We start from the raw sequence: 12,701 nt of genomic DNA on the forward strand, positions 1-12,701 counted from the left end.
AAATAGTGCTCATGCAGCCGCCTACGCAGCGCCGTGCGTAGGCGAGCCAGTAGGATTTAGTGGTGGCGTAAGCCGGGATTGAGAGCGATGTGTTTGTATTCAACGAAATCATCCATCGCCGCCACACCGTTCAAACGGCCCTGGCCGGACTGCTTGAACCCACCTTCCTCGAACTCGTCGTAGACCACTGCCCAGTCATTGACCCAGACGGTGCCGGCCTCCAGCTCGCGAGCAACCCGTAATGAGCGATCGATATCGCGAGTCCATACACTCGCGGCCAAACCAAACTCGCTGTTGTTGGCCAGAGCAATCGCCTCTGCTTCGCTATCAAACACCTGCAGCGTCAGCACCGGACCGAACGTCTCACGCTGAACAATTGGCATCTCGGGATCAGTTACCCGCAGCAGTGTTGGCCGGTAGAAAGCGCCGCCGACCAAAGCCCCTTCGGTGACCGGGCCACCGCGCACGATGACCTCAGCACCGCCAGCGATGGCTTCTTCCACCACTTGGTTAACCCGCTGAACGTTGAGTTTATCGATCAAAGGCCCCATCTCGCTGCTTGGATCGGCAGCGGGCCCCACGCGCACGGCTTGCAGCCTCGCGGCCAAACGCTCGATCAACGCGGGGGCAATATCGCGCTGCACCAACAGCCGCGAACCCGTCATACAGAACTGTCCAGCGAATACGGTCAGGGCTTTTTCAAGCGTTGGCACTGTTGCATCAAGGTCGGCATCGTTAAACACCAGCATGGGGGTTTTCCCGCCCAACTCCAGACCAAAACGCTTCAGCGACTGCGCGCCGACGGCGGAGATTGCGCGGCCCGTTGTGGTGCTGCCGGTAAAACTGATCACCGGAACCTTGGGCGACTCCACCAGATGGATGGAACCAGCGGCGCCATGCTCACTAAACAAGTTGATGACACCACGCGGCAGTGACACGGACTCGCTCATGATCCGCGCTACCAACGCGTTGGTTTGAGCTGTTTGCCCAGGCATTTTGATGACTGTGGTACAGCCCGCCGCCAGTGCTGGAGCCAGGGAGCGAATCATCAGTACGACCGGCGAGTTCCACGGCACGATAATGCCCGCGACACCAACCGCTTGACGAATTACCAGGGAAATTTTGCCGGGCTTAGGCTCTGCCGCTCGACCGTACTCAGCACGAGCCTGGGCGGCGTAGTAGCGCAACTTGGAGGGCACCATAGTGACCTCAAACGCGGCTTCGGGTTTGATCTTGCCGTTTTCCAGGGCCAGCATGGCAATCAGCTCGTCGGCATTGCGCTCAAACGCATCGGCCAACTCCAGCAGTACCTTGGCGCGCAAGTTGCGATCATCTTTCCAGGGTGTTTCGGCGAACGAGCGCTTAGCCGCTTCAATCCCCTGCTGCGCTTCATGCAAACCACCTTCGGCGTATTGACCAATGCACTCATAGGTCGCCGGGTCGATGGAATCTTTATAAACACCGGAGTCCAGCCACAGGCCATCGATCCAGTTCAAAACCGGGGAGTTATTCATAGAGCTAATTCCTAGATTATTAAGCGTAGAGGCTGGCAACTTTCTCAGCCGCAGCAATCACAGTGATGTTGGTTGCCACGGAGGGCACATCGGGGAAGATCGAGGCGTCGGCTACACGTAGCCCCTGCACACCCATCACCCGCGCTTCAAGGTCAACCACGGCGTGGGCATCACCGGGTCGGCCCATGGGCGCTGTCGAGGTTGGGTGGTGGTAGGTATCAAGACTGGCTTTGACACTGGCAAGCAACGCCTCGTCGGTGTCATTGCCCGGGCCTGGATTGAGTTCGGAATGAATCAGCGTGCTCAACGGCGCTGTTGTGCCGATTTTGCGAGCCAGACGGATGCCATCAAGCAGACGCTGACGATCCTTGGGCTCGGCGAGAAAGTTTAGGTCAATGCGCGGTGCAACAAACGGATCGCGACTGGCCAAGGTCACCTTGCCACGCGACAGCGGCCGAGTCAGCGCGACCGCGAGCACAAAGCCAACCTGCGTCGGACTTTGCTCATGGGGAAACAAATGGGTCGCAGTGATGTGCAGATCCAGATCGCCGTTTTCGGCTGTGCTGCTATGGGTCCACAGCTTGGCGCCAATGGCGGGCGACTGACCGCCAATTAGCTCAGGGTTGGCCGCGTAAGCATTGTAGTAAAACGGATGATCCATCAGGTTTTGCCCAACGGGCAGTTCAGCAACCAGTGGAATCTGTAAGGCGCGCAAGTCCTCACGCAGGCCTATGCCGGAGCGCAACAGGATCGCTGCAGAGCCGTAGCTACCCGCCGAGAGAATGACTTCACCGGCCAAGAGTTTTTCACCATCGGCCAGTTGCACACCGATCGCACGCTTACCATCAAAAAGCACTTTGTCGACAAGACTGTCGGCGCGGATCAGCAGATTAGCGCGACTGCGTACTTCATCAGTGAGGTAGGCCATGCCGGTGTTGACCCGTACACCTTTGACGATGTTCATCGGATACGGCCCTACACCATCGGCATCCGCACCATCAAAATCGCCAACTGTCGTGTAGCCATTCGCCACTGTCGCGCTGATAAAGGCCCTCTGCATCGGCGTGACGTCGGCATCACTAAGTTGATGAACTGGAAGAGGGCCATCATGGCCGTGCAAGCGACTAGCACCCGCACTATGGGTTTCTAGTTTCTTGAAAAATGGTAACAGCTCCTCATAGCTCCAGCCTGGTAACCCCCAGCGCTCGAAATCAGTAGGCCGCGCACGAATTGCCACGGCACCATTGATCGCCGAACTACCGCCCAACACCTTGCCGCGCAGAGCGCCGATGGGATGATTGATGTAACCCGGCTGAGTCTTGTAGCCCCACTCAAACTCAGGATTGCCATTAGCGCCGACCACATCGCTGCTCGCAACAAGCGCAGGGTAACTTCCAGGGCTATAGCTATGCCCAGCCTCCAGCAGTAGCACCCGACGGTCAGTGTTTTCGCTCAAACGCCGAGCCAGCACCGCGCCAGCGGAACCACCACCGACGACAATTACATCGAATTCGCCAGGCTGCCCGTCGCCCTTACCGGCCTTGCCAGCAGGCTCCACTGCACGCGCTAAACCACTGCCCACTGCGAGGGTAGCTGCCGCCATGACGCCACCAGCCAACACAGCACGGCGAGCGGGGTTGTGTAAGGAATCTGTCATCCGTCTTCTTCCATTTCTTCCTGTCAGGCGCAGGTAATGCGCCTGTTGGAAAAAAGGATAAGTCAGGGTTCAAACCCCCATAAGCCAGAGAAAAACGAATCGATGTTTCGTTTTTCTCGAACGACTCAAGACGGTGGCTGCAAATGGGCGCTCAGCATCTGATCCCAAATCGCCGGATTGCCGATCTGCTCACTGAGGAAGTTACTGAGCGCACGAAGCTTGGGCGAGGTTCGCTGTGACTGACGATAGACCACAGAAATATTGCCACCACGGGGCGCATACGGCTCCAGCACCTCTCGCAGCTCACCGTCCACAATGGCCTGCGCGGCCAGGAACGTAGGCAGTATCGCGAGCCCAAGACCCGCCTTGGCCGCTTCCATCAGTTGGTGGCCACAATTGGTACGCATGCGGCAGCGCACACGGAATGACTCCAATGTGTTGTTCACCGGTAGCGTCCACATGCCATGAGGTTCGCGATTCACGTAGAGCATGGCGAAATGCTGAGCCAGGTCTTGCGGGATCTGCGGTGTGCCATGAGCACTCAGATAATCCGGGCTGGCACAGATGATATGGCGGTTGGGGGTAATGGTTTTAGCCACTAGCGAAGAGTCCGGCAACTCACCAATGCGCACCGCCGCATCAAACCCTTCCTCGTGCAAGTTGACGCGCCGATCATCGAACTCAACGTCCAAATCCAACTCTGGATACTGCCTGGCGAAAGACGACAGAATCGGCGTCAGATAGCGCATACCAAAAGCCATCGGCACGGCAACACGCAGACTCCCGCGAACAGTCGACAGAGAGGTCAAAACGGCGTTTTCGGCATCTTCAACATCAGCAAGAATGCTGATGCAATGACGGTAAAAAACCTCGCCGGACTCAGTCAGGCGAGTCTGCCGACCACGCTCGAGCAAGATACTCCCCAGGCGTTTTTCGAGTTGCTGAATCCGCTGGCAGACCATTGACTTGGCCGTACCCAAACGGCGAGCGGCTTCAGAAATGCTACCGGTGTCCGCCACGGTAACGAAAGAATGCATCTCAGACAGTTTGTTCAAGTTCTAAATCCATGTGGAGTAATGTGCATGTCTTCCAAACTGACATGCACGCATGAAAAATTTATGTTCACTGACAGTGGTGGTGATTAGGTCAGAAGGCTTTTCAGCTTTCATGCCCCCATAAATGCGGCGTCAGCGTGGGTATGCTAGCGCCTTCTATACTGAAAGCCCTACCCACACCGCTGGAGCCACGCCATGCGCCGTCTTGCCACTTTTCTTGCAACCGCACTCCTCAGCACCTCGCTCTGGGCCATGCACTGCCCAGCGGATATGGCCAAGATCGATGAGTTGCTGAAAACCGACCCACCACGCGATGCCACAGTACTCGCGCAAGTGCAGCAGCTGCGCGCCGAAGGCGAAGCCCTGCACAAGGCCGGTAATCATGGCGAATCGGTCAAGGTTCTGGGTGAGGCGCTGCAACTGCTCGAAGCCAGCGAATAGCCCGAACAGCGGCAGGGAAGGTGCGGGTTAAAGCGCCTGCCCCAACAGGCTAAGTGCCACGCGGCGCACCTGAGCCAAGTCAATCGGTTTGGCCAGGCAAGCCTGGGCGCCGCGCCGACGTGCTTCGGCAAACACCGCCTCATCCGCCGCCGCACTGATCACCAACACCGGCACCGCCTGCAAACGTGGGTTAAGGCGCATGGCATCCAGCACCTGCATACCGTCGCCATCGGGTAGATCCAGATCGAGCAACAACAATGTCGGCGTGCATTGCTCCAGCTCAGCCAGTGCCCGCTGCACCGAGCCGGCGCCACGCACCTCGGCAAATTCACGCAGGGCTTCCTGAACCACCTTGAGACAGGCAGGGTGATCTTCCACGCACAGCACCTCGGCCATCTGCTTGGGTTGCGCTGACACGGACTGCACATCAGCAACCGCCTGCGCTGCCGGTGCCGCAGCGCCAGGCAGGTCGATCCAGAAACGGCTGCCCGTACCGGCACTGCTGCTAAAGCCCATCTCGCCAGCCATCAAGGTGGCCAGCTCACGGCACAGCACCAGGCCGATCCCGGTGCCAGGAATGCTGGAATTCTCCCGGCCCAGGCGCTGGAACGGCTGGAACAGGTTGGCCTGCTGCTCGGCCGTCAGCCCCGCGCCGTTGTCCTCAACCCACAAGCGCACGCAGTTGGAACGCACCTCATAGCCCATGCGAATCAGGCCCTGCGGGCTGTTGTACTTAATCGCGTTGGACAGCAGGTTAAGCACCACCTGACGCACCCGGCGCATATCCGCCTGCACATACAGGCCGGCGTCGGCGTCAGCCAGCACCTGCAGCTGCAACTGGCGTTGCTGCACTTCCGGTTGTACCAGCTCGGCGCAGCCATGCAGCAGCGCGCCGACTTCCACCGGCTGCAACTTGAGCTGCTGGCGGCGGCTCTCGATGCTCGACAGGTCGAGAATGTCGTCCACCAGTGAGGTCAGATGACGGCTTGCGTTGACGATCTCGCGGGCGTAATCGGCCTCCAGCTTGGCCTCGGGCTTGTCCTGCACCTCCATCTCAATCAACTGACCAAAGCCGTAGATCGCATTAAGCGGCGTGCGCAGTTCGTGGCTCATGCTCGACAAACAGCGACTCTTGGCCTGGCTGGCGGCCTGGGCATCCAGGCTGGCGCGGCGCAGGTCTTCCTGCACCTGCTTGAGCCGGGTGATATCCACATGGGTGCCGGCCACGCGCAGGGCGCGGCCCTCGCTATCACGCTCCAGCACCTTGCCGCGACTGAGCAACCAGACGTAGTCGCCCAGAGCATCGGCGTAGCGGTACTCCGCCTCGAAACGGTCCTCGCCGCTGCTGGCAAACAGCTGACGCAGATGGCGAATGCGCTCCAGATCATTGGGGTGCACACGCTGGTTGAACTCGCTGAAACTCATGTTCGGATGAGTCAGGCCGAAGCGTCTGAGGAAACGCTCGCTGAGGGTGATGCTCATCGTCTCAGCCTCGACCTCCCAGAGGCTTTCCGTGGTGCTTTCCAGCACCAACTGAAGAATCCGCTGCGCCTCCACCCGCTGCACTTCACTGGCCTGCAACTGCTCGCCGGTGTGCTGCACCGCCTCCGCCATGCTCACCAGTTCACGTATCTGGCTGCTCGGCGCAGTGGGCTGATAGTTGCCCTGGCCCAGCTCGCGCATCATCCCGACAATCCCATCAATCGGCCGCACCAGCTGCTCGCTCAGGCGCCGCGAACGCAGCCACATCAGGGCAAAGAACAGCAGATAGAACAGCGCCAGGCCGACGATCAGCAGGTAGCCGATATGCAGATAGCGCTCGGCCAGGCGATTGGTCTCGCTGAAGATATGCTCTTCATCCACCACCAGCAGCAGTTGCCAGCCGGTCTGCGGGATCTCGCTCCAGGCGATCAGTTGCTTACGCCCGCCAAGATCAACCTCCTGCACATTGCCCTGCCCCGCTGCCATGGCCTGCAACAGCGGCTGCATCTCGGCGCGCTTGGCCAAGTTGAAATCCTCGGGCTTGAGCACCTCGCGGCGCACCGCCTCGGCATAGGAGTATTCAGTCAGCTCGCGCAGGCCGAAATCCTCTTCACCGGCACTCGGCAGGGCCATGATGTTGTGGTCGCGGCTGACCAGCATCGCATAGCCCTGCCAGGGCACATCCAGCTCGCCAATCTCACCGAGCATCTGCCCGACCGTGATATCCAGTCCCACCACACCTTCGAGAAAATCACCGCGATACACCGGCGCCACCGCCGACATCATCCAGCCCATGCCTGCCGGGTCGAGGTAGACATCGGTCCAGGCCACCTTGCGCTCGGGGTTGTGCTTGGCGTCCGCCAGGTAATAGAAGTTGTAATCGGGTATCACCATGTCATGGGGATACTGCTCGGGCGTCATAAAGAAGGGGTAGATGCGGTTGTAACTGTCCCAGGTATTGAAATAGGCCGCTGCTACGCGTGGGTTGGCGGCCTGAATTGAGCGCATCAACGGGTCGAGCTGCGACAGGCGCAGAGCCTTGGCGTGGTCCTGCTGGGCCAGCGGCGTGCTGTTGGCATAAAAGGACGCCGCCCGACCATCATCACTGCGGCTGTAGAACACGCCGTTTGCAGTCAGCGCATGGCGCTGGCGCTCCAGCGCATCGGGCTCAAACCTGCGGTTATCCAGAGCATTGAGCGCCGCATCACGGAAGATCTGTACCTGCGCCTCCACCGAACGCAGGCGGCCATCAATCACCTGGCCTTCACGCGCCACCGCCGCAGACAGATCATCCAGCGCGCTCTGCTGCAAATGCTCGATCTGCGCATCGCGAATCGCCGCGTTGCTCAGCAGGTACACCGTGATCAACACCGACTCGACCAGAATCAGCGGAATCAGGGCACTCTGCACAAAAGCGCGCCAGATCCACTGACGCAAAGGGTAACGCGACGCGCGCGGCATACGAGGGTCTCATCCAAAAGACATAGCGAATGTGCAGGATGCAATCATAGCCGGCAAGCCCCATTAGCGTCCGCCAGGCAATTGCCGGGTCGACGCTGTGGAACCTTTGGCGTAAACTCGCATCCCAGTACCAGCAACAAAAGCTTTGGGGCCGATTAGGATTCGACGCCGGTAGCGAAGCTCTAGGTGCATGCCGACTTGGTAACAGAAGTCGTAAATCCACTGTTGCAACTTTCTATAGTTGCCAATGACGAAAACTACGAGGGCTACGCTCTCGCTGCGTAAGCGGCGCGACTAGTCCTTCTGGTAGCTTCGGCTCCAGCGATCACTAGGGGATGCCTGTAAACCTGAAGTGATTGTCATGCAGAACAGGATCGCCGCGTAGTACGTTGTGGACAAAGCGGCTAAAACTTACACAACTCGTCCAAAGCACCCTGCCCGTCGGGCGGCTGCGGATTAACTCAATAGACACGGCTAAGCATGTAGTACCGAAAGTGGAGAACTGGCGGACGGGGGTTCAAATCCCCCCGGCTCCACCAATCAGAAACACCTTAAACCCCTGATTTTCCTAGAGAAAGTCGGGGGTTTTTGCTTTCGACACTTGTCGACTGTCCCGAAAGTGTCACGCTTCAATCAAGAGCTGCTGATTGAACGATCATCAGTGAGTGAGCAGGACGCGATGCCAGGAGGTGATTATTTATGTTCAGTGTTCTGATTCTCGGCTTTTTCTTCCTGCTGCTAGGCATCGGTGTTGGCATTTCCGCCTTTCTAGATATATCAAGCGGCTCCGTCCATATCCCAGGACACCGCGGATCACCTTCGGCTTGGTACACCGCGGAGCACAATCCCGAAGAGTTTGCATCAGCTATCCAGCTCAGCATTGGATTCGCCAGTGTTTCGGCCATCATTGGTCTGGTGCTGATCGCGGTCGCGGTCAGAATGGCATTCCCTAAGCGCAAGCAGTACCGCGGACTGATTTGACCATCGCAAGGAGGCACAACATGGAATACCTAAAGTTTAGCCGCGTACTTTCTTTGGGCTGCCTTATGGCGGCGCAAGGCCCGGCGCTCGCAAGCTTTGAACAAGGCAACCGAGCAGTGGCCTACAACGGCGGCATATTTCTCGCTCAGTTTGTTGGTGCGTTCGTTCTGCTGACAGTCATTGGTGCGATATGCATGATTGTTCGAGACATCCGAAACTGGCTTTGCCGGCGTCGGGAACGAAAGGCTCAGTCAATTTCAGAGGCTTCTGCAAAAGGCCAGAAGTAGTCCTGAATGAAGGGCTGCTTTGGGCTGATACCTACCGTTGACGAGCGACAGCGTTGGGTCGTTCGCTGACAGTCAGGGCTACAAAGCATGAAGCCCAAGCTAGAAATGAAGGGCATGGCAATCTAGTGAGAGCGAAGGATGTGCCCTGCCAACGGACTCAACCTCACCGCCTCGGCCAGATGCTCCGGGGCCAGGTGCGAGTAGCGCATGGTCATAGCCAGGCTGGAGTGACCCAGGATCTTCTGTAGGGTGAGGATGTTGCCACCCTTCTGGATGAAGTGACTGGCAAAGGTATGGCGTAGCGCATGGCTGGCCTGTCCTTTGGGCAGCTGAATCCCCGACCGAACCAAGGCACAACGAAAAGAGCTGATTGAGCCTGTGAACGGGCCATGACGCTTCCAATGATCCCTTATGAATATCTCTAGGGACGGATCAATTGGCACCGTGCGGACGCGGCTTGATTTGGTCTTGCTGTAAGTCACCGAGCCATTACGCAACCGAGCCGGGATTAACCCTTCTGCCTCAGACCAACGCGCACCAGTGGCAAGGCAAAGCAAGGTGATCGGCTCAACATGCGGGTTGTCCGAGTGCTTGCACGCCTTTAACCGGCAGCACGATGCCGATGACATAGCCAGAGCGGCAGAACGGCTCGGGATCGTTGTCCCACTCCAGCTCGACGTGGACAAGTTTGTCGATGTAGCCAACAGCGGTGACGGCATCCAGGGCATGAGTTGGGCTAGGCATGGCTGTAATCCCCAGCTTTGAACTCGGTTTTGCCCTTGAGCAAGTCAGCACGCAGGCGAGCTAGGTTGACCATACGGAAGTCGGCCAGTCGCATGCTCGGGACGGTGCCGTTATCCACCCAATCGATAGCCTCTTCGATGGATATGCCGCTCATTTCGGCGAAGGTCTTCACGCTGCACAGATCCAGGCTGTCGTCGGCCTTGCTCATAGGGTCGACTCCTTATCCAGTAGCTGTGTGGTTAAGAGAGCTACATTGACCATGACGTGTTTACCGACCTTGTGGGACGGCAGGTGACCGTTACGAATCCAACCCCAAACGGTGTTGTGGTCGTCGGCCATGCGAATCCAATCGGCGAACTCGCGCCAAGGGAGAACCGGCGGGGCCGGCAGAGTGCCTTTTGCAGTGAGGTTGCTTTCTTCCAAGTCCATGGGCTTTCCTGCACTATGTTGGTCTTTGTTGGGAACGCTTGAGCAGCAACTCAAGTCAATAATTACCTCAAGTCAATTATTGACGCAGCATCTCGCTGCGTCAATAGTTACCTTTTAAGACCGGTTGCATTTTTCTATATGGAAAGCTCAGCAGATAGAGCAAGGTTATTGATCAAAAAAATCGGCCCCAAAAAACTCAGCCAGCTGAGTGACACCGATTACAGCCGATGGCTGAACGTGAGTAAGGGGGCTGTGCGAGTAAGCACGGAAGAAGTAGACGTTCTGGTCAGAGCATTTCCGCATTACGCCCTATGGATAGCGAGCGGTCAGGTAATCCCTGAAAGCGGGCAGACAAGCCCAGACTACGACGAAGCGAACCGAAACTTGAGCAGTCCGAACGCGGGATAGCGATCACAAAGGAAGTGACTAGGCGCTGGTACGCCCGAAAGCACTGAATCAGGTGAGTTAGAAGGGACTCTAGGAATGAATAAGCGCGATATCGATGACCAGCTGAAAGTGCTGAGCTTCGACATGGATGAAGAAATTGACGATCGCAACGAACGTCAAGGCTACAGAGCAGCCCATACAAGACGAGCGCGCTCACCTATGGACACAAGCCACGCAATAATCCTGGCTGCGATGATCATTGTCGGAGGCCTGTGGGGCGGCAAACTGGTTTACGACTACATACAAGAGCAACGCTTAAAAGCAGCCCTAAACGAAGCTGCTAGCTACATGGAGCAAAGCTTCCGAGAAGCCACCGTGGAGTCGAAGAAGGCGCAGGCCGTGATGCAGCAACGAATGGCTGCAGAAGCGCAGATAAGACAACAGCGTGAAGCACAGGCACAAGCAAGCAGGCAGGCAGGCAGGCAGGCAGGCAGGCCGAGCTTGCACGAGTACAGCAGGAGAAGCGCTCTTCTTCCGATGCCTGCAAGTTCTGGTGGAATCAGTACAGCGTGAATCCATCAGAGCGAAATGCAAAGAAGAAGAAAGAGGCATGCGGACAACGTTAAAGTAACGACGTGCTGTGTAAAAAATAGGCGCGTAGAGCAAATCTCCTGTGGCAGTAATTTCTAATTTTTACTCCCAATTAACGGCAACAAATCATCAACAAATTGATTAGGTTTCCACCCCTTAAACAACTTATCTAAATAGAACGTATCAAGAGCACCCAGTGAAACTCCTGCAGCTGTGCCCATGCCGCCAGTCAATAGTGTATCTGCAACCAACCCAAGACCAACAAACACACTGAATCTCGCAGTTTTCCCAGGTAGCTTATCAACTATAGTTTCTTTCGTTACTGCCGAATAATATGCTTTGATGAGGTCTTGATCTGGCTGCTGACTCGACAACCAACCCTTGAATTCACTAGCCTTGTGGATGATTTCTACGGCTTGCCTAGATGTGATTAATCTATTATTTACAGCCTGACGCAGCTTCTGCGAGTCATTCAAAATAAATTCATTAAAATTATTAATTCTCTCTTCCGTCTTTAAGCTTCTATCAAATATGTAGTCAAATTTATTCTCAGCCAAAACAGAGCTTATATTGCTTGCTGCAATTTCAGATAAATTACTTGAGGCAAAATACAGCTCCTTTTCGAGCTCCAACACTTCAATCAAAATAGATGCTGGTGTTAATGAAGAGTGAGACGGGGGGACAAACTGATGATAAAGCTGATTGAGAGCTAGAAAATTAGCATTAGTGGATACAACAATACCCTTGTCTTGCATCTCAGTATTAAAACGCAGGCCTGATAGATCTATTGAACTATTTAGCTTTGATTTCAGAACCAATCCTGCAGCCGATTGAATATATTGTTGATCCAATATTGAATGCCGAGCCCCATCCAATATTGAATGATCATGGGCAGTGACTTTTATCTTGTCTTGGATTCTTGTAGCAAGCCTCCGACCTTTACCTGCCTTACCAGTAACCTCAACAATTTGCTTCCTAAGTACATCTTGATATTGATGTTGGGGCGAACTGATTTCTACAACATCATGATATTGCCTTGAGTTTTCGGAAGTTGTGGAAACTGCAACAATCGATTCCGTATAAATTATATTTAAAACTCTAGAGTCAATAAGCTCTTCAAGGCCATCAACACCAAAGTACGTAATCAACTGCTTAAGTATTCCCTCAGAAGCTATAACGCATGTTGATTTATAGAAAACCATACACTCAACAAGATGCCCTATATCTATAGGACTATTAGGATCTAGTTTATTTTGAGTTGCAAATGAAATTCGCTCGAACAATTCCAGCCCCTCACAACCTAACAATTTATTAGAATAAAAGCACCAAGTAAAACCACTGATTGCGTCCGATGAAATTTACGTCACGGACTAAGTTTTCAACTACATCCAAACCAGAAAAACAATCGAGAAACGGGAAAAATAGCGGCGACATTCGGAAAAATAAGAGATGGGTTAAAGCACCGTTACAGCGAGAAACTACTTGGAGGCCAAGTGACTGTCTAGGCAGCGAGTCGAAAAAGTGTCGAAATCACTAGGGAAATTCTGAAGAAGACTTCCTGATTTTGGCAAAATACCCCGGATTCCACCCGCTGAGTTTTCCGATGAAGCAGATGACCTTCGCCGATGCCGAGTACGCCGGCAAGCGCAAGCAGACCCGCAAAGAGTTGTTC

General features: G+C 55.5%; 13 protein-coding genes and 1 other RNA gene. 5 read left to right on the forward strand and 9 right to left on the reverse strand.

Features of this window, described 5'->3' with window-relative positions; translation table 11 throughout:
• Positions 1-56 precede the first annotated feature (56 nt).
• From Q8M42_RS17895 to Q8M42_RS17905, 3 genes are all read right to left on the reverse strand, one after another.
• A complete protein-coding gene (locus Q8M42_RS17895; protein ID WP_304871097.1) occupies positions 57-1,514 on the reverse strand; it encodes an aldehyde dehydrogenase family protein in 1,458 nt (485 codons plus the stop codon).
• 19 nt (positions 1,515-1,533) lie between these two features.
• Positions 1,534-3,171 carry a GMC family oxidoreductase gene (locus tag Q8M42_RS17900; RefSeq protein ID WP_304871068.1) on the reverse strand — a complete coding sequence of 546 codons (1,638 nt, stop codon included), beginning with the start codon at positions 3,169-3,171 and terminating at the stop codon, positions 1,534-1,536.
• Positions 3,172-3,296: 125 nt separating this feature from the next.
• Positions 3,297-4,226 (reverse strand): LysR family transcriptional regulator, encoded by a 930-nt coding sequence (locus Q8M42_RS17905; RefSeq protein ID WP_304871070.1) that lies wholly within the window; start codon positions 4,224-4,226, stop codon positions 3,297-3,299.
• A gap of 195 nt (positions 4,227-4,421) precedes the next feature.
• On the opposite strand from Q8M42_RS17905, the gene Q8M42_RS17910 reads away from it, so the two are divergent.
• Positions 4,422-4,667, forward strand: coding sequence for a hypothetical protein (locus Q8M42_RS17910; RefSeq protein ID WP_304871072.1), 246 nt, complete (start codon positions 4,422-4,424; stop codon positions 4,665-4,667).
• Positions 4,668-4,694: 27 nt separating this feature from the next.
• Here Q8M42_RS17910 and Q8M42_RS17915 read toward each other — a convergent pair whose 3' ends face one another.
• Entirely contained in the window at positions 4,695-7,610 is a 2,916-nt protein-coding gene (locus tag Q8M42_RS17915; RefSeq protein ID WP_305285085.1) for an ATP-binding protein, read from the reverse strand.
• A gap of 147 nt (positions 7,611-7,757) precedes the next feature.
• Between Q8M42_RS17915 and ssrA the strand changes: the two genes are divergently transcribed.
• From ssrA to Q8M42_RS17930, 3 genes are all read left to right on the forward strand, one after another.
• Positions 7,758-8,149, forward strand: a transfer-messenger RNA (tmRNA) gene (gene ssrA, locus Q8M42_RS17920).
• Between the two features lie 160 nt (positions 8,150-8,309).
• Positions 8,310-8,591: a hypothetical protein gene (locus Q8M42_RS17925; RefSeq protein WP_304871075.1), complete on the forward strand. Its 282-nt coding sequence runs from the start codon at positions 8,310-8,312 to the stop codon at positions 8,589-8,591.
• 20 nt (positions 8,592-8,611) lie between these two features.
• Positions 8,612-8,878, forward strand: coding sequence for a hypothetical protein (locus tag Q8M42_RS17930; RefSeq protein WP_304871077.1), 267 nt, complete (start codon positions 8,612-8,614; stop codon positions 8,876-8,878).
• Positions 8,879-9,000: 122 nt separating this feature from the next.
• Here the strand turns inward: Q8M42_RS17930 and Q8M42_RS17935 are convergent, their stop codons facing one another.
• The 4 genes from Q8M42_RS17935 to Q8M42_RS17950 are packed head-to-tail and all read right to left on the reverse strand — an operon-like array spanning position 9,001 to position 10,051.
• Positions 9,001-9,507 (reverse strand): tyrosine-type recombinase/integrase, encoded by a 507-nt coding sequence (locus Q8M42_RS17935; protein ID WP_304871079.1) that lies wholly within the window; start codon positions 9,505-9,507, stop codon positions 9,001-9,003.
• On the reverse strand, positions 9,446-9,622 hold the full coding sequence (locus Q8M42_RS17940; protein ID WP_304871081.1) for a hypothetical protein: 177 nt from the start codon (positions 9,620-9,622) through the stop codon (positions 9,446-9,448). Before Q8M42_RS17940 ends, Q8M42_RS17935 begins: the two co-directional genes overlap by 62 nt.
• On the reverse strand, positions 9,615-9,830 hold the full coding sequence (locus tag Q8M42_RS17945) for a hypothetical protein (RefSeq protein WP_304871083.1): 216 nt from the start codon (positions 9,828-9,830) through the stop codon (positions 9,615-9,617). Before Q8M42_RS17945 ends, Q8M42_RS17940 begins: the two co-directional genes overlap by 8 nt.
• Positions 9,827-10,051: a DNA-binding protein gene (locus Q8M42_RS17950; RefSeq protein WP_304871085.1), complete on the reverse strand. Its 225-nt coding sequence runs from the start codon at positions 10,049-10,051 to the stop codon at positions 9,827-9,829. The genes Q8M42_RS17945 and Q8M42_RS17950 overlap by 4 nt, the downstream gene beginning before the upstream one ends.
• A 483-nt stretch (positions 10,052-10,534) precedes the next feature.
• Between Q8M42_RS17950 and Q8M42_RS17960 the strand changes: the two genes are divergently transcribed.
• Positions 10,535-11,011 carry a hypothetical protein gene (locus Q8M42_RS17960; RefSeq protein ID WP_305285094.1) on the forward strand — a complete coding sequence of 159 codons (477 nt, stop codon included), beginning with the start codon at positions 10,535-10,537 and terminating at the stop codon, positions 11,009-11,011.
• A 113-nt stretch (positions 11,012-11,124) separates the two neighbouring features.
• Here Q8M42_RS17960 and Q8M42_RS17965 read toward each other — a convergent pair whose 3' ends face one another.
• Positions 11,125-12,312: a hypothetical protein gene (locus Q8M42_RS17965; RefSeq protein WP_304871093.1), complete on the reverse strand. Its 1,188-nt coding sequence runs from the start codon at positions 12,310-12,312 to the stop codon at positions 11,125-11,127.
• Positions 12,313-12,701: the final 389 nt, after the last annotated feature.

It is taken from the genome of Pseudomonas sp., from assembly GCF_030684895.1.
Lineage (GTDB): Bacteria > Pseudomonadota > Gammaproteobacteria > Pseudomonadales > Pseudomonadaceae > Aquipseudomonas.

Excerpts from the sequence above, each read along its gene's own strand:
- Q8M42_RS17895 (WP_304871097.1), bottom strand. The coding sequence starts at position 1,514 with ATGAATAACTCCCCGGTTTTGAACTGGATCGATGGCCTGTGGCTGGAC.
- Q8M42_RS17900 (WP_304871068.1), bottom strand. The coding sequence starts at position 3,171 with ATGACAGATTCCTTACACAACCCCGCTCGCCGTGCTGTGTTGGCTGGT.
- Q8M42_RS17910 (WP_304871072.1), top strand. The coding sequence starts at position 4,422 with ATGCGCCGTCTTGCCACTTTTCTTGCAACCGCACTCCTCAGCACCTCG.
- Q8M42_RS17915 (WP_305285085.1), bottom strand. The coding sequence starts at position 7,610 with ATGCCGCGCGCGTCGCGTTACCCTTTGCGTCAGTGGATCTGGCGCGCT.
- Q8M42_RS17925 (WP_304871075.1), top strand. The coding sequence starts at position 8,310 with ATGTTCAGTGTTCTGATTCTCGGCTTTTTCTTCCTGCTGCTAGGCATC.
- Q8M42_RS17930 (WP_304871077.1), top strand. The coding sequence starts at position 8,612 with ATGGAATACCTAAAGTTTAGCCGCGTACTTTCTTTGGGCTGCCTTATG.
- Q8M42_RS17935 (WP_304871079.1), bottom strand. The coding sequence starts at position 9,507 with ATGTCATCGGCATCGTGCTGCCGGTTAAAGGCGTGCAAGCACTCGGAC.
- Q8M42_RS17940 (WP_304871081.1), bottom strand. The coding sequence starts at position 9,622 with ATGCCTAGCCCAACTCATGCCCTGGATGCCGTCACCGCTGTTGGCTAC.
- Q8M42_RS17945 (WP_304871083.1), bottom strand. The coding sequence starts at position 9,830 with ATGAGCAAGGCCGACGACAGCCTGGATCTGTGCAGCGTGAAGACCTTC.
- Q8M42_RS17950 (WP_304871085.1), bottom strand. The coding sequence starts at position 10,051 with ATGGACTTGGAAGAAAGCAACCTCACTGCAAAAGGCACTCTGCCGGCC.
- Q8M42_RS17960 (WP_305285094.1), top strand. The coding sequence starts at position 10,535 with ATGAATAAGCGCGATATCGATGACCAGCTGAAAGTGCTGAGCTTCGAC.